The following is a 19,861-nucleotide window of genomic DNA, read 5'->3' as shown; positions in this document are numbered from 1 at the left end:
GAGATCAGGGCATTTTTTATACCCGCCACCCACCCGAAGGGGCTGGCTTGCCAGCGAAGGCGTCTCTGAGTCTTAGGCTTAGGCTTAGGCTTAGGTTGGGACTGGGACTGGGACAGGGTGTGGAGTTGGGTGTTGTGCTCGGGATCGATTCGCCGGCAAGCCGGCTCCTACGAGAGGCTGGGGCATGAGAGAGGAGGGCGGAAACAAATACGGCCTCTGTTTAGAGGCCGTATCCGCTGCAATCAAGACGTGTGCGCTAGGCGGGTCTTACTTGCGGTCTTCCAGTTTGCTGATGTCGCGCGACTCGTAGCCGGTGTACAGCTGGCGTGGACGGCCGATCTTGTACGGGCTGGAGAGCATTTCCTTCCAGTGGGAGATCCAGCCGACGGTCCGCGCCAGGGCGAAGATCACGGTAAACATGCTGGTTGGAATGCCGATCGCCTTGAGGATGATCCCCGAGTAGAAGTCGACGTTCGGGTACAGCGAGCGTTCGATGAAGTACGGGTCGGTCAGGGCGATCTCTTCCAGGCGCATGGCCAGTTCGAGTTGCGGATCGTTCTTGATGCCCAGTTCCTTCAACACTTCGTCGCAGGTCTGCTTCATTACTGTGGCGCGTGGGTCACGGTTCTTGTAGACGCGGTGACCGAAGCCCATGAGCTTGAACGGATCGTTCTTGTCCTTGGCCTTGGCGATGAACTTGTCGATATTCGAGACATCGCCGATTTCATCGAGCATGGTCAGCACGGCTTCGTTGGCGCCGCCGTGAGCCGGGCCCCAGAGAGCAGCGATACCGGCAGCGATACAGGCGAACGGGTTGGCACCCGAGGAGCCTGCCAGGCGTACGGTGGAGGTCGATGCGTTCTGCTCGTGGTCGGCGTGGAGGATGAAGATCCGGTCCATTGCCTTGGCCAACACCGGGCTGATCGGTTTGATCTCGCACGGGGTGTTGAACATCATGTGCAGGAAGTTTTCCGCGTACGACAGGTCGTTGCGCGGGTACATCATGGGTTGGCCCATGGAGTACTTGTAAACCATCGCGGCCAGGGTCGGCATCTTGGCGACCAGGCGCACCGCCGAGATTTCGCGGTGTTGCGGGTTATTGATGTCCAGGGAGTCGTGGTAGAACGCCGATAGGGCGCCGACGACACCGCACATGACCGCCATCGGGTGGGCGTCACGACGGAAACCGTTGAAGAAGGTTTTCAGCTGTTCGTGAACCATGGTGTGGTTCTTGACGGTGCTGACGAACTGGGCCTTCTGTTCTGCGGTTGGCAGTTCGCCATTGAGCAGCAGGTAGCAGGTTTCCAGGTAGTCCGACTTCTCGGCCAGTTGCTCGATCGGGTAGCCCCGATGCAGCAGGATGCCGTTGTCGCCATCAATATAGGTGATCTTCGACTCGCAGGAGGCAGTCGACATGAAACCAGGGTCAAAGGTGAAGCGGCCCGTGGCCGTCAGGCCCCGAACATCGATAACATCGGGACCAACGGTGCCGGTTAAAATGGGCAGCTCGACGGGGGCTGCGCCCTCGATGATCAACTGCGCTTTTTTGTCAGCCATGTGGCCTCCTATTTATGCTTGAAATCATCTGACAGACCCCCCACGCAGGGCCCGCACCACTATAGTGAGATAAATCTGAATGTCAATTTGCCTAAAGTCTTGCTCCAGAAGGCTTTAAGCCGAGTTTTTCCTCGAAATTCCCTGCCATTTACGCCTTTTATTACGGTAACGCAATCAGCTATTAGGGGGAGGTGTTTGCGTTGTCATTAGTAGCCTAACTGTCTATACTCGGCCACCGACCTCCGTAGGCTTCTGGGCCCGCTTTATTGGGGGTCGCACTCCCTGGGTAGTGGTTGCCTGACCAGTGCACTCCCCAACAACTTTGCCCTGATTGTTAGGGGCTCTTCAGTGTGAAAAAAGCCGTGAATAGCCAACGACCTGTAAACCTAGACCTAAGGACCATCAAACTCCCCATCACCGGCGTTACGTCGTTTCTCCACCGTGTTTCCGGCATCATCCTCTTCCTGGGCATCGGCATCATGCTTTACGCATTGAGCAAATCCCTAGGTTCCGAGGAAGGGTATGCCGAGGTGAAGGCGTGCTTGACCAGTCCGCTGGCCAAATTCGTTGCATGGGGCCTCCTGTCCGCCTTGCTGTATCACTTGGTGGCCGGTGTACGCCATCTGATCATGGACATGGGCATCGGTGAAACGCTGGAAGGCGGCAAGCTGGGCTCGAAAATCGTTATCGCCGTATCCGTGGTGGTAATCGTTCTGGCGGGAGTTTGGATATGGTAACCAGCGTTACGAACCTGTCGCGTTCGGGCCTTTATGACTGGATGGCGCAGCGTGTGTCTGCGGTCGTTCTCGCGGCTTATTTCATCTTCCTGATCGGGTACCTCGTTGCGAACCCTGGCCTTGGCTACGCCCAATGGCACGCTCTGTTCGCTAACAACTGGATGCGTATCTTCAGCCTGCTGGCCATGGTTGCTCTGGGCGCTCACGCCTGGGTCGGCATGTGGACCATTTCCACTGACTACCTGACGCCGATGGCGCTGGGCAAGTCGGCCACAGCAGTACGTTTCCTTTTCCAGGCAGTATGCGGCGTTGCGATGTTCGCTTACTTCGTCTGGGGTGTGCAGATTCTCTGGGGTATCTGATTCATGGCTAACATTCCAACGATTTCTTTCGACGCCATCATCATTGGCGGCGGCGGCGCAGGCATGCGTGCCGCACTGCAGCTGGCCCAAGGCGGCCACAAGACTGCGGTGATCACCAAGGTGTTCCCGACTCGTTCGCACACTGTGTCTGCCCAGGGTGGCATCACCTGCGCCATCGCTTCGGCCGACCCGAACGATGACTGGCGCTGGCATATGTACGATACCGTCAAGGGTTCCGACTACATCGGTGACCAGGACGCTATCGAATACATGTGTCAGGAAGGCCCGGCTGCGGTCTTCGAGCTGGACCACATGGGCCTGCCGTTCTCGCGTACCGAAACCGGTCGTATCTACCAGCGTCCTTTCGGCGGTCAGTCCAAGGACTACGGCAAGGGCGGCCAGGCTGCTCGTACATGCGCCGCATCCGACCGTACCGGTCACGCTCTGCTGCACACCCTTTATCAGGGCAACCTGAAAGCGGGTACCACCTTCCTTAATGAGTGGTATGCCGTTGACCTGGTGAAAAACGAAGACGGCGCGTTCGTCGGCGTTATCGCCATCTGCATCGAAACCGGCGAAACCACCTACATCCGTGCCAAGGCTACCGTTCTGGCCACTGGCGGTGCAGGTCGTATCTATGCGTCCACTACCAACGCCCTGATCAACACCGGTGACGGCGTCGGCATGGCTTTGCGTGCTGGCGTTCCGGTGCAAGACATCGAAATGTGGCAGTTCCACCCAACCGGCATCGCCGGCGCCGGTGTACTGGTGACCGAAGGTTGCCGTGGTGAAGGTGGTTACCTGATCAACAAGCACGGCGAGCGTTTCATGGAGCGTTATGCTCCGAACGCCAAAGACTTGGCGGGTCGTGACGTTGTAGCCCGTTCCATGGTTAAAGAGATCATCGCCGGCAACGGCTGTGGCCCTAACGGCGACCACGTGATGCTCAAGCTCGACCACCTGGGCGAGGAAGTGCTGCACAGCCGCCTGCCAGGCATCTGCGAGCTGTCCAAGACCTTTGCTCACGTTGACCCAGTGGTTGCTCCGGTTCCGGTTGTTCCAACCTGCCACTACATGATGGGCGGCGTTGCCACCAACATTCATGGCCAGGCCATCACTCAGGACGCCGAAGGCGTGGACACCATCATCCCTGGCTTGTTCGCGGTGGGTGAAGTGGCTTGCGTATCGGTTCACGGTGCCAACCGTCTGGGCGGCAACTCGCTGCTGGACCTGGTGGTCTTCGGTCGTGCGGCCGGTCTGCACCTGGAAAAAGCCCTGACTGACGGTATCGAATACCGTGACGCCAGCGACACCAACGTTGAAGTTGCCCTGAACCGTCTGGCCAAGCTCAACGAGCGCACCACCGGTGAAGACGTGGCGACCCTGCGTCGTGAGCTGCAAAACTGCATGCAGAACTACTTCGGTGTATTCCGTACTGGCGAATACATGCAGAAGGGTATCGCTCAGTTGGCAGACCTGCGCGAGCGTATCGCTAACGTCAAGATCAACGACAAGTCCCAGGCGTTCAACACTGCCCGTATCGAAGCGCTTGAGCTGCAGAACCTGCTGGAAGTGGCCGAAGCCACCGCCATCGCTGCTGAAGTGCGTAAAGAGTCCCGCGGCGCTCACGCCCGTGAAGACTTTGAAGATCGCGACGACGAAAACTGGCTGTGCCACACCCTGTACTTCCCGGGTGAGAAGCGCGTTGCCAAGCGTGCCGTGAACTTCTCGCCGAAGACGGTTCCGACTTTTGAACCAAAAATTCGGACTTATTAAGGGTGGCCGATATGTTGAAAGTCAGTGTTTATCGTTACAACCCTGATCAGGACGCCGCGCCGTTCATGCAGGAGTTCCAGGTCGATACCGGTGGTAAAGACCTGATGGTGCTGGATGTCCTGGCACTGATCAAAGAGCAGGACGAAGGTTTCTCCTATCGTCGCTCCTGCCGTGAAGGTGTTTGTGGCTCCGATGGCATGAACATCAACGGCAAAAACGGCTTGGCATGCATCACGCCACTGTCTGCGGTCGTCAAAGGTAACAAGCTGGTTGTTCGTCCTCTGCCTGGTTTGCCGGTTATCCGTGACCTGGTCGTCGATATGAGCATCTTCTACAAGCAATACGAGAAGGTTAAGCCATTCCTGCAGAACGACACGCCGGCTCCGGCCATCGAGCGTCTGCAGTCCCCGGAAGAGCGCGAAAAGCTCGACGGTCTGTACGAGTGCATCCTATGCGCTTGCTGCTCGACCTCTTGCCCGTCCTTCTGGTGGAACCCGGACAAGTTCCTGGGTCCAGCTGCTCTGCTGCAAGCTTATCGCTTCCTGGCAGACAGCCGCGACACCAAGACTACCGAGCGTCTGGCTTCGCTGGATGACCCGTTCAGCGTATTCCGCTGCCGCGGGATCATGAACTGCGTCAACGTTTGTCCGAAAGGTCTGAACCCGACTAAGGCCATCGGTCACATCCGTAACATGCTGCTGCAAAGCGGCGTTTGATTCAGCTGCTGTACCCGTAGAACCGCTTTACCCGTAGATGCTACGGCGCAGGCTTCAACCGGCGCCGTAGTTTTAACCTGAGCAGCAGCTCACAAAGTTGCCGCTCTATATTTTGAAGAAATGAGACAAGCAGGGGCATCCGGGCTGGTACCCGGACTATCAGCGTGATCCTAAGTGGCTTGTTTTAGTCGCTGCATTCGGACTTCTGCAAGTTTGCTCGGTGTCTTCGCAGGTGGTGTTCCCCTAACCGAGGGTGACCAAGCATGCAAGAAAGCGTGATGCAGCGCATGTGGAACAGCGCCTACCTATCCGGTAGTAACGCTGCCTATGTGGAAGAGCTCTACGAGCTCTACCTGCACGACCCTAACGCTGTGCCAGAAGAGTGGCGCACTTACTTCCAGAAGTTGCCTACCGACGGCAGCACTGCCATCGATGTTTCGCACTCCACAATCCGCGATCATTTCGTCTTGCTGGCAAAGAACCAGCGCCGCGCACAACCGGTATCTGCCGGCAGCGTGAGCAGTGAGCACGAGAAGAAGCAGGTTGAAGTGCTGCGATTGATCCAGGCCTACCGTATGCGTGGCCACCAGGCAGCCCAGCTTGACCCGCTGGGGCTGTGGCAGCGTCCTGCACCTGCAGACCTGTCGATCAATCATTACGGCTTGACCAATGCCGATCTTGATACGACCTTCCGTGCCGGCGACCTGTTCATCGGCAAAGAGGAAGCGAGCCTACGCGAAATTCACGAAGCGTTGCAGCAGACATATTGCCGCACCATCGGCGCTGAATTTACGCACATCGTCGATTCCGAACAGCGTCAGTGGTTCCAGCAGCGTCTGGAAAGCGTGCGTGGCCGTCCGACTTACTCCACGGACATCAAGAGCCACCTGCTTGAGCGCGTGACCGCAGCTGAAGGCCTCGAGAAATACCTGGGCACCAAGTACCCGGGTACCAAGCGTTTCGGTCTGGAAGGCGGCGAGAGCCTGATTCCGTTGCTTGATGAGCTGATCCAGCGTTCCGGTTCCTACGGCACCAAGGAAATCGTCATCGGCATGGCCCACCGTGGTCGCCTCAACGTACTGGTCAACACCTTCGGCAAGAACCCGCGCGAACTCTTTGACGAGTTTGAAGGCAAGAAGAAGGTCGAGCTGGGCTCCGGCGACGTGAAATATCACCAGGGCTTCTCGTCCAACGTGATGACTGCTGGCGGCGAAGTTCACCTGGCCATGGCCTTCAACCCTTCCCACCTGGAAATCGTTTCTCCAGTGGTCGAGGGTTCGGTGCGTGCTCGCCAGGATCGTCGTAACGACCTGAACGGTGACAAGGTACTGCCAATTTCCATCCACGGTGACGCTGCATTCGCAGGTCAGGGCGTGGTCATGGAAACCTTCCAGATGTCGCAGACCCGCGGCTTCAAGACTGGCGGCACCATCCACCTGGTGATCAACAACCAGGTCGGCTTCACCATCAGCAACCCGCTGGACTCGCGTTCCACCGAGTACGCCACCGACGTCGCGAAAATGATCCAGGCGCCGATCCTCCATGTGAATGGTGATGATCCGGAAGCCGTATTGTTCGTGACCCAGTTGGCCATCGACTACCGCATGCAGTACAAGCGCGACGTGGTGATCGACCTGGTCTGCTACCGTCGTCGCGGCCACAACGAGGCCGACGAGCCAAGCGGCACCCAGCCACTGATGTATCAGCAGATCGTCAAACAGCGCACCACGCGTGAACTGTATGCCGAACGCCTGACTCAGGGCGGTGTGCTCGACGCAGAGCGTGTTCAGGCGAAAGTCGACGAATACCGCAACGCGCTGGACAACGGTCTGCACGTGGTGAAAAGCCTGGTCAAAGAGCCGAACAAAGAGTTGTTCGTGGACTGGCGTCCGTACCTGGGCCACGCCTGGACTGCGCGTCACGACACCCGGTTCGACCTGAAGACCCTGCAAGAACTGTCTGCCAAGCTGCTGGAACTGCCGGAAGGCTTCGTGGTTCAGCGCCAAGTGGCGAAGATCTACGAAGACCGTCAGAAAATGCAAGCCGGCGGCCTGCCGATCAACTGGGGTTACGCCGAAACCATGGCGTACGCGACCCTGGCGTTCGAAGGTCACCCGATTCGCATGACCGGCCAGGACATCGGCCGTGGTACGTTCTCGCACCGTCACGCGGTGTTGCACAACCAGAAAGACGCGGGCACCTACATCCCGTTGCAGCACCTGTACGAAGGCCAGCCACGTTTCGACCTGTACGACTCGTTCCTGTCCGAAGAAGCCGTGCTGGCGTTCGAATACGGTTACTCGACCACCACGCCAAACGCGCTGGTGATCTGGGAAGCCCAGTTCGGCGACTTCGCCAACGGTGCCCAAGTAGTGATCGACCAGTTCATCACCAGCGGCGAGCACAAGTGGGGCCGTCTCTGCGGTCTGACCATGCTGCTGCCACACGGTTATGAAGGTCAGGGTCCTGAGCACTCCTCTGCCCGTCTGGAGCGTTACCTGCAGCTGTGCGCCGAGCACAACATCCAGGTGTGCGTACCGACCACTCCGGCCCAGATCTACCACTTGCTGCGTCGCCAGGTGATTCGTCCCCTGCGCAAGCCGCTGGTAGTCCTGACGCCGAAATCGCTGCTGCGTCATAAATTGGCCATCTCGACCCTGGAAGATCTGGCGGAAGGTTCCTTCCAGACCGTTATTCCGGAAATCGATGCCCAAGATCCAAAAGATGTAGGTCGCATCGTTCTGTGTAGCGGCAAGGTCTACTACGACTTGCTGGAAAAACGCCGTGCCGAAGGTCGTGATGACATCGCCATCGTGCGGATCGAGCAGCTGTACCCATTCCCTGAGGACGACTTGATTGAAGTCCTGGCTCCGTACAAAAACGTCAAACACATCGTTTGGTGTCAGGAAGAGCCGATGAACCAGGGTGCCTGGTACTGCAGCCAGCATCACATGCGTCGCATCATCAGCGGTCACAACAAGTCGCTCGTACTCGAGTACGCGGGCCGTGACGCTTCTGCTGCACCTGCATGTGGTTACGCATCGATGCACGCCGAGCAGCAAGAAAAACTGCTGCAAGATGCCTTCACTGTTTAATGCCTTCGCGCACCTGAAACCGAATTTAAGGAACCACAGATAATGGCTATCGAGATCAAAGCCCCCACTTTCCCGGAATCGGTTGCCGATGGCACCGTTGCCACCTGGCACAAACAACCGGGCGACGCCGTCAAGCGTGACGAACTGATCGTCGACATCGAAACCGACAAGGTTGTGCTGGAAGTGTTGGCGACTGCTGACGGCGTGTTGGGCGCTATCGTCAAGAACGAAGGCGACACCGTTCTGTCCGACGAAGTTTTGGGCTCCATCGTGGAAGGCGGCGCTGCTGCCGCTGCACCTGCCGCCGCCGCTGCTCCAGCGGCTGCCCAGGCTGCCGCTCCAGCCGCTGCTGGCGAAGACGATCCCGTTGCTGCTCCTGCTGCACGCAAGCTGGCTGAAGAAAACGGCATCAACATCGCTTCCGTTGCCGGTACTGGCAAAGGCGGTCGTGTGACCAAGGAAGACGTGGTTGCCGCTGTTGCTGCCAAGAAAGCCGCTCCGGCTGCCGCGCCTGCCAAGGCTGCTGCGCCGGCTGCCGCTGCTCCTGTGTTCGCCGCTGGCGACCGCATCGAGAAGCGCGTACCGATGACCCGCGTCCGTGCAACCGTTGCCAAGCGTCTGGTTGAAGCTCAGTCGAACATGGCGATGCTGACCACCTTCAACGAAGTTGACATGACCGAAGTCATGGCCCTGCGTTCGAAGTACAAGGATCTGTTCGAGAAGAGCCACAACGGCGTGCGCCTGGGCTTCATGTCGTTCTTCGTCAAGGCTGCCACCGAAGCGCTGAAACGCTTCCCGGCGGTCAACGCGTCGATCGACGGTGGCGACATCGTTTACCACGGCTACGCCGACGTCGGTGTTGCAGTTTCCAGCGACCGTGGCCTGGTGGTTCCGGTTCTGCGTAACGCCGAACTGATGAGCCTGGCTGAAATCGAAGGCGGCATCGCCACCTTCGGCAAGAAAGCCCGTGACGGCAAACTGTCGATGGACGAAATGACCGGTGGTACGTTCACCATCACCAACGGCGGTACTTTCGGTTCGATGATGTCGACCCCGATCGTCAACCCGCCGCAAGCAGCAATCCTGGGCATGCACAACATTCTGCAACGTCCGATGGCCATCAACGGTCAAGTCGTTATCCGTCCGATGATGTACCTGGCTCTGTCCTACGATCACCGTCTGATCGATGGCAAAGAAGCTGTGACCTTCCTGGTCACCATCAAGAACCTGCTGGAAGATCCGGCTCGTCTGCTGCTGGATATCTGATAAAGCAGCTGTGAGCTGCAGGCCGAAAGCTGCAAGAAAATGCAGCTTGGCTTGCCGCTCGCGGCTTGAAGCTTGTTGCTAAAAGAGGATCTTTTTACATGACTCAGAAATTCGACGTGGTAGTGATTGGTGCGGGCCCTGGCGGTTATGTAGCCGCCATTAAAGCTGCGCAACTTGGCCTTTCCACTGCCTGCATCGAGAAGTACACCGACAAAGAGGGCAAGCTGGCCCTGGGTGGTACTTGCCTGAACGTGGGTTGCATTCCTTCCAAGGCACTGCTGGACAGCTCCTGGAAATTCCACGAAGCCCAAGACGGTTTCGCGATCCACGGTATCAACCACGCTGGCGTGACCATGGACGTGCCAGCAATGGTCGGCCGCAAGGCCAACATCGTCAAAGGCCTGACCTCTGGCGTTGCGACCCTGTTCAAAGCCAACGGTGTGACCTCGATCCAAGGCCACGGCAAGCTGCTGGCCGGCAAGAAAGTCGAAGTCACCAAGCCTGACGGTTCGGTTGAAGTGATCGAAGCCGAGAACGTGATCCTGGCTCCAGGTTCGCGCCCAATCGACATTCCACCGGCTCCAGTCGATCAGAACGTGATCGTCGACTCCACCGGCGCGCTGGAATTCCAAGCCGTGCCAAAACGCCTGGGCGTGATCGGCGCTGGCGTCATCGGCCTGGAACTGGGTTCGGTCTGGTCGCGCCTGGGCGCACAAGTGACTGTCCTGGAAGCCCTGGACACCTTCCTGATGGCTGCTGACACCGCCGTCTCCAAGGAAGCGCTGAAAACCCTGACCAAACAAGGTCTGGACATCAAGCTGGGCGCTCGCGTGACCGGTTCCAAGGTCAACGGCGACGAAGTGGTCGTGACCTACACCGACGCCAACGGCGAACAGACCATCACCTTCGACAAGCTGATCGTAGCCGTTGGTCGTCGTCCGGTGACCACCGACCTGCTGGCCGCTGATTGCGGTGTGACCCTCGACGAGCGCGGTTTCGTGCACGTTGACGATCACTGCGCCACCACCGTACCGGGCGTCTACGCCATCGGCGACGTGGTCCGCGGCATGATGCTGGCTCACAAGGCTTCGGAAGAGGGCATCATGGTCGTCGAGCGCATTAAGGGCCACAAAGCCCAGATGAACTATGACCTGATCCCATCGGTTATTTATACTCACCCGGAAATTGCATGGGTCGGTAAAACCGAGCAGGCCTTGAAAGCTGAAGGCGTTGAAGTTAACGTCGGCACCTTCCCGTTTGCAGCCAGCGGCCGTGCCATGGCAGCGAACGACACCGGCGGTTTCGTCAAAGTCATCGCCGATGCCAAGACTGATCGCGTATTGGGCGTCCACGTGATTGGCCCAAGCGCTGCGGAACTGGTTCAGCAAGGTGCAATCGGCATGGAATTCGGCACCAGTGCCGAAGACCTGGGCATGATGGTCTTCTCCCATCCGACCCTGTCCGAAGCCCTGCACGAAGCTGCATTGGCAGTGAATGGCGGCGCCATCCACATCGCCAACCGCAAAAAGCGTTAAGACAATAAGAAACCACGGCGGATTGCCCGTCGTGAGCCTTGCGAGCAAGACTCACCGCGGAATCTCCGCTGGACTCGACCTCTCGAGGTAGCGCCGCACACTGGACCGGAGCCCTGGCTCCTGGTTCATGGGCGGCGCTGGTTTGAGAGTAGCGGTCACAGGTGGTGCGGCACTCATCATGAGCGCAGCGCCGAATGCGCAGTACCTAACGAAGACGGTAAAAAGCATGAATCTTCACGAGTATCAGGGTAAGCAGCTGTTCGCTGAGTACGGCCTGCCAGTATCCAAAGGCTACGCGGTAGACACCCCCGAAGAAGCAGCAGAAGCTTGCGACAAAATCGGCGGTTCGGAGTGGGTTGTTAAAGCCCAGGTCCACGCAGGTGGTCGCGGTAAAGCGGGCGGCGTTAAGCTGGTTCGCAGCAAAGAAGACGCTAAAGCATTCGCTCAACAGTGGTTGGGCAAGCGTCTGGTGACTTATCAGACTGACGCCAATGGCCAGCCTGTCACCAAGATCCTGGTTGAATCGTGCACTGATATCGCTAAAGAGCTGTACCTGGGCGCTGTCGTTGACCGTTCGAGCCGTCGCATCGTGTTCATGGCTTCCACCGAAGGTGGCGTGGACATCGAGAAAATCGCTCACGACACTCCAGAAAAAATTCTGAAAGCCACCATCGATCCACTGGTTGGCGCTCAGCCATTCCAGGGTCGCGAGCTGGCATTCCAGCTGGGCCTGGAAGGCAAGCAAGTTGCTCAGTTCGCCAAGATCTTCGTAGGTCTGGCCAAGCTGTTCAAGGATCACGACCTGGCTCTGCTGGAAGTGAACCCGCTGGTGATCAAGGCTGACGGCGATCTGCATTGCCTGGACGCGAAGATCAACATCGACGCCAACGCCATGTACCGTCAGCCTAAGCTGAAGACTTTCCACGATCCGTCGCAAGACGATCCGCGCGAAGCGCACGCTGCCAAGTTCGAACTGAACTACGTAGCCCTGGAAGGCAACATCGGCTGCATGGTCAACGGTGCTGGCCTGGCCATGGGTACCATGGACATCGTCAACCTGCATGGCGGCAAACCAGCCAACTTCCTCGACGTGGGCGGTGGTGCTACCAAAGAACGCGTAACCGAAGCCTTCAAGATCATCCTGTCCGACACTAACGTCGCTGCAGTACTGGTCAACATCTTCGGCGGCATCGTTCGTTGCGACATGATTGCCGAAGGCATCATCGGTGCAGTGAAAGAAGTCGGCGTGAAAATCCCGGTTGTTGTTCGCCTTGAAGGTAACAACGCTGAACTGGGCGCTAAAGTACTGGCAGAAAGCGGCTTGAACATCATCGCTGCTACCAGCCTGACCGACGCTGCTCAACAAGTTGTCAAAGCTGCGGAGGGCAAATAATGAGCGTCCTGATCAATAAAGACACCAAAGTTATCTGCCAGGGTATTACCGGTTCGCAAGGTAGTTTCCACACCCAGCAAGCCATTGAGTACGGCACCCAAATGGTGGGCGGCGTCACTCCAGGCAAAGGCGGCACCGAGCACCTGGGCCTGCCAGTGTTCAACACCGTGAAAGACGCTGTAGCTGCCACTGGCGCCACCGCCAGCGTGATCTACGTTCCAGCTCCTTTCTGCAAAGACTCCATCCTGGAAGCAGCATTCGGCGGCATCAAGCTGATCGTTTGCATCACCGAAGGCATTCCTACCCTGGACATGCTGGACGCTAAAGTTAAGTGCGACGAGCTGGGCGTTGTCCTGATCGGCCCTAACTGCCCAGGCGTGATCACCCCAGGCGAATGCAAGATCGGCATCATGCCAGGTCACATTCACTTGCCAGGCAAGGTCGGTATCGTTTCCCGTTCCGGCACCCTGACTTACGAAGCTGTTAAGCAGACCACTGACGCCGGTTTCGGTCAGTCGACTTGCGTCGGCATCGGCGGTGACCCGATCCCAGGCTCCAACTTCATCGACATCCTGAAACTGTTCCAGGAAGACCCGAAGACCGAAGCGATCGTAATGATCGGCGAGATCGGCGGTTCGGCTGAAGAAGAAGCGGCTGCCTACATCAAGGCTCACGTGACCAAACCGGTTGTTTCCTACATCGCTGGTGTGACTGCTCCTCCGGGCAAGCGCATGGGCCATGCTGGCGCAATCATCTCTGGCGGCAAAGGCACAGCAGACGAGAAATTCGCTGCTCTGCAAGACGCAGGCGTTAAAACCGTGCGTTCGCTGGCAGACATCGGCAAGGCCCTGGCCGAGCTGACCGGTTGGGCTGTCAAGTAAGCCTCGCGCTTAGCTGAAACCCCAATACGACAAAAGCCACCTTCGGGTGGCTTTTGTTGTTTTGGGGCAGCTACAAGTGGCGATTTTTTAGCTTCAAGCTTGAAGCCCAAGGCTGTTGCTTGCCGCTTATGGCTGCTTTTCTTTCAAAAACGCGACACGGAAATGTCGCTTATCAGATAGTTCGCCCTCTAACGGTGCGTTTGTCTTGTGAAATCTGTAATCTACCCGCCTCTTTTTGCGTCTGCTGCCCACAAGGTCGCGGCGCGCTAAACGGGTCAGTCTTATACGGATTGACAGCATTTCCCTCACTCATAGGGAAATCCCTCTCTAAATTCCGATTCAGTAGTGTGGTATTTCCTTAATGAACGTGTTGAAAGGTCAGGACATCCTGGCACTTGGTTTTATGACATTTGCCCTGTTCGTCGGGGCCGGCAACATCATCTTCCCCCCCATCGTCGGTTTGCAGTCCGGGCCTCATGTCTGGATGGCGGCGTTGGGCTTCCTGATCACCGCCGTCGGCCTGCCAGTGGTCACCGTAGTGGCCTTGGCCAAGGTGGGCGGGGCGATGGATGCGCTGAGCAGCCCCATCGGCAAGGTCGCCGGCGGCCTGCTGGCGGCGGTGTGCTACCTGGCGGTCGGTCCGCTGTTCGCCACCCCACGTACCGCCACCGTGTCCTTTGAAGTGGGCCTCGCGCCGCTGACCGGTGAAAGCCCGCTGGCGCTGTTTCTCTACAGCTCGGTGTACTTCCTCCTGGTGTTCTTCGTTTCCTTGTACCCTGGGCGTCTGCTGGACACCGTTGGGCGCTTCCTGGCGCCGCTGAAGATCATTGCCCTGGCCGTGTTGGGCATTGCCGCGTTCGCGCTGCCGGCGGGGGATATCGGCACGGCCACCCCTGAATACGTGGCGGCACCGTTTTCCCAAGGTTTTATCAATGGCTACCTGACCATGGATACCCTGGGCGCACTGGTGTTCGGCATCGTCATCGTCAATGCCATCCGCTCTCGGGGTGTCGAGTCGCCGCGCCTGATCACCCGCTACGCCATCATTGCCGGGCTGATTGCCGGTGTCGGCCTGGCGCTGGTGTACATCAGCCTGTTCCGCCTGGGTTCGGGCAGCCATGAAGTGGCCGCCGGTGCCAACAACGGTGCTGCGGTGTTGCACGCTTATGTACAACACACCTTCGGTTCCCTGGGCAGCGGTTTCCTCGCGGTGCTGATCTCCCTGGCGTGCCTGGTGACTGCGGTCGGCCTGACCTGCGCCTGCGCCGAATACTTCAGCCGGGTGTTGCCGCTGTCCTACAAGACGCTGGTCATCATCCTTGCGCTGTTCTCGCTGCTGGTGTCCAACCTGGGCCTGACCAAGCTGATCGCCTTCTCCATCCCGGTGCTGACCGCCATCTACCCGCCTTGCATCGCTCTGGTCGCCCTGAGCTTCTGCAAGGATTTCTGGCATGAACAGGGGCGCATTGTTGGTCCGGTGATGCTGGTGGCCTTCCTGTTCGGCACCATCGATGCGCTGAAAGGCACTCCGCTGGCGAGCCGTATGCCGCAGGTGTTGCTCGACCTGCCGTTGAGCCAGCAAGGCCTGGCCTGGCTGGTGCCTTCGGTGATTGTCCTGGTGCTGGCAGTGGTCTGCGACCGCATGCTGGGCAAGCGCGCCGAAGTCTTGGCTTGATCGCCCCGGGCTCGCCACAAGCGGGCCTTGAGGGGTGACCGAAATGCCCCGTATCCATCGATACGGGGCATTTTTTATGGGCGCTGGCGGGTGTCTTTTTCACTGCTGCGGCGTCGAAGCAGTGCCTGTTTGTTTTACCCTCTGCCAACGCCTTGATAGGGAATTGCATGTCGTTCGTTGAAGCCAACCTGGTCCATATCCTCGCTGCCCTGTGGTTTGCCATCTGTTGGGGCGGTTACACCCGCTACGCCACCTGGAAAGGGCGCGATACTGCCTGCCTGGCCAGTGTGATGCACCTGTACCGTGAAGACTGGATGCGCCGCATGCTGCTGCGGGACAACCGCATTGCCGACGCCAGCGTGATCGGTAACCTGGAACGCAATGCCTCGTTCTTTGCCTCCAGCACCCTGATTATCCTGGCCGGTATTCTCACCGTGCTCGGTGCATCGGAGCGTGCGGTGTCGCTGTTGGCGGACATCCCCATGGTCCAGCAAGCATCCCAGGGTATGTCTGAGATCAAACTGCTGTGCCTGGCGCTGGTATTTGTCTACGCCTTCTTCACCTTCAGTTGGTGCATGCGCCAGTACAACTTTGCCGCGGTGCTGGTGGGGTCGGCACCGATGATCGGTGAGCGTCATGTTTCCGAGCAGGAGCGCAAGGCCTTTGCCTCGCGGGCGGCGCGGGTGATCTCCATGGCGGCCAACCAGTTCAACTTCGGTTTGCGTTCCTATTACTTCGGCATGACCATGCTGGCCTGGTTCGTCAGCCCCTGGTTGTTCATGCTGATGAGTGCCGGGGTGGTGTTCGTGTTGTATCAGCGGGAGTTTCATTCCGATGTACTGGACGTCATGGTCTATACCCCGACTGAAATGCCTGTGAGCGATGGGGCCAAAGAGGGCGTTTGATCTCACTATCTATCGATGGGCCTGTGCCCGGTTAAAAGGATATGACCGATGAACAACTCCCGTGCCCTGAAGTGTTTGTGCTTGTTGTTTTTTGTGTTGTCGGGCTGTCGAGTGCAAACCCTGTACCTGAACGGACAGGCCCGTGGCCAGGTGGTGGACGCCATGAGCGGCGTGCCGATTGCGGGGGCCAAAGGGGTGTTCTGTGGTGCGCGGTTCCTGACCCGCGATGACGGCGGCTTTGAGGTCGAGGAAGCGACCGACTGGGAGTGGGTCATGGTATTGGCCGGCCGTTCGCCACAGGACACCCCTCATCCTTGCTACATGAGCATTGCGGCTCCGGGGTATCAGGCGCGCCAATGGCTGGCGCCGTTTGCCGTGGGTTACGACTTCCCAATCCGCTTGCTGCCGACTACCAGCACCTTGCATTACAGGCTGGAGGCTCCGGTCAATGACGAAGGGCTGATGCCCTCGTTGCAGATGCCCCCGCAACGGGACGAGGTGTTCCCGGAGGCGGGAAACTAGTCTTCGACGTGTTTATTCTTTCCCTCATGGGCAGCCTGTTTTACGGGCAAGAAAAAGCCCGCGCGAGGCGGGCTTTTTTGTTCTGCACTAAAACCACGGTTAGTTGGTTTTAGGCGCTGCTTCAGTGGCGTTCTCTTCAGCAGCGGCTTTGTTGGATTCAGCCTGATCTTTGGCGGCTTCGGCGTTTTCTTTCGCCGCGTCGTTCACTTTATCCTGAGCCTCGTTCATTTTCTGTTGAGCTTGCTCAGCATGTTGGTTGGCATCTTGAGCTTTGTCCTCGGATTTTTTATCGCAGGCAGCGAGACCGAGGGAAGCGGTCAGCATCAGGGCAATAGCTAAAGTCTTACGCATGGGGTGTTTCTCCTTATTGAAGATATCTAGTGGCCTTTCGAGCACAGCCGCAAAGCTTAAGTTCCTCGTAGTTCACAGATATATAAAGTTCGCTTTTGTTGGAACTTTTACGCTCTTTGTTAACTGCGGTGTTGCAACACTAAACAGAGACTTCCGGCCATGGCGCAAACCCCTATTTTTGAGCGTGCGACACGTTTCCTGTCGGCTCTGCGGCACTGTCAGGTGCTGGGCCTTGAGGTGCGCAGCGCCTCGACGGACGGCATCACCTTGAGCCTCCCCTACAGCCCGCAAATTGTCGGCAACCCCGAGACCGGGGTGATTCACGGCGGAGCCCTGACCTCGTTGATGGACAGCGCCTGTGGCATGGCCACCTTATGCGCGTTGCCGGAGTTCGAGGTCTGCCCGACCCTGGACCTGCGCATCGACTACATGCGTTCCGCCGAGCCCCACAAGGACGTATACGGGTTTGCCCAGTGCTATCGAGTGACCACAGACGTGATCTTTATCCGCGGCTTTGCCTATCAGGACGATCCCGAGCAGCCGATTGCCCATGCGGTCGGCACCTTTATGCGCATGGGCACAGGGATCAGGGGCAGCAAGGGCTTCGCCGGCGCGTTGAAAGGACAAGGGCAATGACTGAAGACTTCAAGGAACAACTGAGGCAGGCCCACGAGCGCGGCGACTATGGATTGCTGTTGCAGCGCATCCCCTACGCCAAATTGATCGGTGTCGAATGCTCGCGATTGGGTGACGAACTGCTGTTTTGTCTGCCGGCCAACCGAGACAACATCGGTAACCCTTTGCTGCCGGCCATCCACGGTGGGGTGATTGCCGGTTTCATGGAGCTGGCGGCAGCCTTGCATCTGTTGGTGTTCACCGGCTCTCCTGGGGTGCCAAAAATCATCGACTTCTCCCTGGATTACCTGCGTGCCGGGCAGTTTCGCGACACCTACGCCACATGCCAGGTCTGTCGCCAGGGACGGCGGGTGGCCAACGTCGCCATTACCGCGTGGCAAAGCACCGAAGCCGAACCGATTGCCACTGCTCGGGCACATTTCAAGATTGAGGAATGTCCCAGCCCTTGAAATCCTCGGATCAACCCCCAACTTTGATGACATCCCGCCGTTGGCCCTTTGGTTACGGCTTATGCCATCTGATTTGGAGTTTGATGACCATGAGTGTGGAAACTCAAAAGGAAACCCTGGGCTTCCAGACCGAGGTGAAGCAACTGCTGCACCTCATGATCCATTCGCTGTATTCCAACAAGGAAATCTTCCTTCGCGAATTGATCTCGAACGCCTCTGACGCCGTCGACAAATTGCGCTTCGAAGCCTTGTCCAAGCCTGAGTTGCTGGAAGGTGGCGCCGAACTGAAAATCCGTGTGAGCTTCGATAAGGACGCGAAAACCGTCACCCTCGAAGACAACGGCATCGGCATGAGCCGTGAAGATGTGATCACCCATCTGGGGACCATCGCCAAGTCCGGCACCGCCGACTTCATGAAAAACCTCAGCGGCGACCAGAAGAAGGACTCGCACCTGATCGGTCAGTTCGGTGTCGGTTTCTACTCCGCGTTTATCGTCGCCGACCAGGTTGAAGTGTTCAGCCGCCGTGCCGGTCTGGCCGCCAGCGAAGGCGTGCATTGGTCGTCCAAGGGCGAGGGCGAGTTTGAAGTCGCCACCGTCGAGAAGGCCGATCGCGGTACCCGCATCGTGCTGCACCTGAAGTCCGGCGAAGACGAATTCGCCGATGGCTGGCGCCTGCGCAACATCATCAAGAAGTACTCTGACCACATCGCCTTGCCGATCGAGCTGCCGAAAGAACAGGCCGCTGCCGAAGGTGAAGAGGCCCCGGCGCTGGAATGGGAAACCGTCAACCGCGCCAGCGCCCTGTGGACCCGTCCGCGCACCGAGGTCAAGGACGAGGAATACCAGGAGTTCTACAAGCACATCGCTCACGACTTCGAGAACCCGCTGAGCTGGAGCCACAACAAGGTCGAAGGCAAGCTGGAATACAGCTCGCTGCTCTATGTGCCGGCCCGCGCGCCGTTCGACCTGTACCAGCGTGAAGCGCCGAAAGGCCTGAAGCTGTATGTGCAGCGTGTCTTCGTCATGGATCAGGCCGAGTCCTTCCTGCCGCTGTACCTGCGTTTCATCAAGGGCGTGGTCGATTCCAACGACCTGTCCCTGAACGTCTCGCGGGAAATCCTGCAGAAAGACCCGATCATCGATTCCATGAAGTCGGCACTGACCAAGCGCGTCCTCGACATGCTGGAAAAACTGGCGAAGAACGAGCCTGAGCAATACAAAGGCTTCTGGAAAAACTTCGGCCAGGTCATGAAAGAGGGCCCGGCTGAAGATTTCGCCAACAAGGAAAAAATCGCCGGCCTGCTGCGTTTCGCCTCGACCCAAGGTGATGATGGCGAGCAAAACGTCGCCCTGTCCGAGTACCTGGCCCGCGCCAAGGAAGGTCAGGACAAGATCTACTACCTGACCGGCGAAACCTACGCCCAGGTGAAGAACAGCCCGCACCTGGAAGTCTTCCGCAAGAAAGGCATCGAAGTGCTGTTGCTCACCGACCGTATCGACGAGTGGCTGATGAGCTACCTCAGCGATTTCGACGGCAAAGGGTTTGTCGACGTGGCTCGTGGCGACCTGGACCTGGGCAACCTGGACTCGGAAGAGGACAAGAAGGCCGCCGAGGAAGTCGCCAAGACCAAAGAAGGTTTGGTTGAGCGGATCAAGACTGCCCTGGGCGAGTCGGTCAGCGAAGTGCGGGTTTCCCACCGTCTAACCGATTCCCCGGCAATCCTGGCCATTGGCGAACAAGACCTGGGCCTGCAAATGCGTCAGATCCTTGAAGCCAGCGGGCAGAAGGTGCCGGACTCCAAGCCGATCTTCGAATTCAACCCGACTCACCCGTTGATCGAGAAACTCGACAACGAGCAGAGCGAAGAGCGTTTTGGCGACCTGTCGCACATCCTCTTCGATCAGGCGGCCCTGGCGGCCGGCGACAGCTTGAAGGACCCGGCGGCCTATGTGCGCCGCCTGAACAAGCTGTTGGTTGAACTGTCGGTTTAACCTCGTAGCAA

At 58.2% G+C, this 19,861-nt stretch carries 17 protein-coding genes; 15 read left to right on the top strand and 2 right to left on the bottom strand.

Annotated elements, in window-relative coordinates; genetic code table 11:
- Window positions 1–267 precede the first annotated feature (267 nt).
- Entirely contained in the window at window positions 268–1,557 is a 1,290-nt protein-coding gene (gene gltA / locus M1B34_RS30400) for a citrate synthase (RefSeq protein ID WP_268263352.1), read from the bottom strand.
- A 350-nt stretch (window positions 1,558–1,907) separates the two neighbouring features.
- Here gltA and sdhC point away from each other — a divergent pair, with 350 nt between their 5' ends.
- From sdhC to M1B34_RS30340, 12 genes are all read left to right on the top strand, one after another.
- Window positions 1,908–2,294 (top strand): succinate dehydrogenase, cytochrome b556 subunit, encoded by a 387-nt coding sequence (gene sdhC / locus M1B34_RS30395; RefSeq protein ID WP_015634665.1) that lies wholly within the window; start codon window positions 1,908–1,910, stop codon window positions 2,292–2,294.
- Complete coding sequence (gene sdhD / locus M1B34_RS30390; RefSeq protein ID WP_123330227.1) at window positions 2,288–2,656, top strand: succinate dehydrogenase, hydrophobic membrane anchor protein; 369 nt, start codon at window positions 2,288–2,290, stop codon at window positions 2,654–2,656. Before sdhC ends, sdhD begins: the two co-directional genes overlap by 7 nt.
- Window positions 2,657–2,659: 3 nt before the next feature.
- Window positions 2,660–4,432 (top strand): succinate dehydrogenase flavoprotein subunit, encoded by a 1,773-nt coding sequence (sdhA, locus tag M1B34_RS30385; RefSeq protein ID WP_123330230.1) that lies wholly within the window; start codon window positions 2,660–2,662, stop codon window positions 4,430–4,432.
- A gap of 11 nt (window positions 4,433–4,443) precedes the next feature.
- Complete coding sequence (locus M1B34_RS30380) at window positions 4,444–5,148, top strand: succinate dehydrogenase iron-sulfur subunit (RefSeq protein ID WP_123330232.1); 705 nt, start codon at window positions 4,444–4,446, stop codon at window positions 5,146–5,148.
- 263 nt (window positions 5,149–5,411) lie between these two features.
- Window positions 5,412–8,243 (top strand): 2-oxoglutarate dehydrogenase E1 component, encoded by a 2,832-nt coding sequence (locus M1B34_RS30375; protein ID WP_268263351.1) that lies wholly within the window; start codon window positions 5,412–5,414, stop codon window positions 8,241–8,243.
- Window positions 8,244–8,285: 42 nt separating this feature from the next.
- The gene (odhB, locus tag M1B34_RS30370; protein WP_123330237.1) at window positions 8,286–9,509 is read left to right on the top strand and encodes a 2-oxoglutarate dehydrogenase complex dihydrolipoyllysine-residue succinyltransferase; all 1,224 of its coding nucleotides are present in this window, start codon (window positions 8,286–8,288) and stop codon (window positions 9,507–9,509) included.
- A 98-nt stretch (window positions 9,510–9,607) separates the two neighbouring features.
- The gene (lpdA, locus tag M1B34_RS30365) at window positions 9,608–11,044 is read left to right on the top strand and encodes a dihydrolipoyl dehydrogenase (RefSeq protein ID WP_123330238.1); all 1,437 of its coding nucleotides are present in this window, start codon (window positions 9,608–9,610) and stop codon (window positions 11,042–11,044) included.
- Between the two features lie 226 nt (window positions 11,045–11,270).
- Window positions 11,271–12,437: an ADP-forming succinate--CoA ligase subunit beta gene (gene sucC / locus M1B34_RS30360; protein WP_017127972.1), complete on the top strand. Its 1,167-nt coding sequence runs from the start codon at window positions 11,271–11,273 to the stop codon at window positions 12,435–12,437.
- Window positions 12,437–13,318 carry a succinate--CoA ligase subunit alpha gene (gene sucD, locus M1B34_RS30355; RefSeq protein ID WP_095191616.1) on the top strand — a complete coding sequence of 294 codons (882 nt, stop codon included), beginning with the start codon at window positions 12,437–12,439 and terminating at the stop codon, window positions 13,316–13,318. The genes sucC and sucD overlap by 1 nt, the downstream gene beginning before the upstream one ends.
- Before the next feature lie 361 nt (window positions 13,319–13,679).
- Complete coding sequence (gene brnQ, locus M1B34_RS30350) at window positions 13,680–14,993, top strand: branched-chain amino acid transport system II carrier protein (RefSeq protein WP_268263350.1); 1,314 nt, start codon at window positions 13,680–13,682, stop codon at window positions 14,991–14,993.
- Window positions 14,994–15,160: 167 nt separating this feature from the next.
- Complete coding sequence (locus M1B34_RS30345; protein WP_268263349.1) at window positions 15,161–15,898, top strand: DUF599 domain-containing protein; 738 nt, start codon at window positions 15,161–15,163, stop codon at window positions 15,896–15,898.
- Between the two features lie 48 nt (window positions 15,899–15,946).
- The gene (locus tag M1B34_RS30340; protein WP_268267050.1) at window positions 15,947–16,420 is read left to right on the top strand and encodes a hypothetical protein; all 474 of its coding nucleotides are present in this window, start codon (window positions 15,947–15,949) and stop codon (window positions 16,418–16,420) included.
- A 99-nt stretch (window positions 16,421–16,519) separates the two neighbouring features.
- Here the strand turns inward: M1B34_RS30340 and M1B34_RS30335 are convergent, their stop codons facing one another.
- Complete coding sequence (locus tag M1B34_RS30335; protein ID WP_123330246.1) at window positions 16,520–16,771, bottom strand: hypothetical protein; 252 nt, start codon at window positions 16,769–16,771, stop codon at window positions 16,520–16,522.
- Between the two features lie 159 nt (window positions 16,772–16,930).
- Here M1B34_RS30335 and M1B34_RS30330 point away from each other — a divergent pair, with 159 nt between their 5' ends.
- The 3 genes from M1B34_RS30330 (at window position 16,931) to htpG (ending at window position 19,850) form a co-directional block, all read left to right on the top strand.
- On the top strand, window positions 16,931–17,407 hold the full coding sequence (locus M1B34_RS30330; protein WP_268267049.1) for a PaaI family thioesterase: 477 nt from the start codon (window positions 16,931–16,933) through the stop codon (window positions 17,405–17,407).
- On the top strand, window positions 17,404–17,856 hold the full coding sequence (locus tag M1B34_RS30325) for a PaaI family thioesterase (protein ID WP_268267048.1): 453 nt from the start codon (window positions 17,404–17,406) through the stop codon (window positions 17,854–17,856). The genes M1B34_RS30330 and M1B34_RS30325 overlap by 4 nt, the downstream gene beginning before the upstream one ends.
- Window positions 17,857–17,945: 89 nt before the next feature.
- Window positions 17,946–19,850, top strand: coding sequence for a molecular chaperone HtpG (gene htpG, locus M1B34_RS30320; RefSeq protein WP_268267047.1), 1,905 nt, complete (start codon window positions 17,946–17,948; stop codon window positions 19,848–19,850).
- Window positions 19,851–19,861: the final 11 nt, after the last annotated feature.

This window comes from Pseudomonas morbosilactucae, from assembly GCF_023241715.1.
Lineage (GTDB): Bacteria > Pseudomonadota > Gammaproteobacteria > Pseudomonadales > Pseudomonadaceae > Aquipseudomonas > Aquipseudomonas morbosilactucae.
The sequence above is the reverse complement of the archived record's forward strand: the minus strand, read 5'-3'. Positions and strand labels throughout refer to the sequence as shown.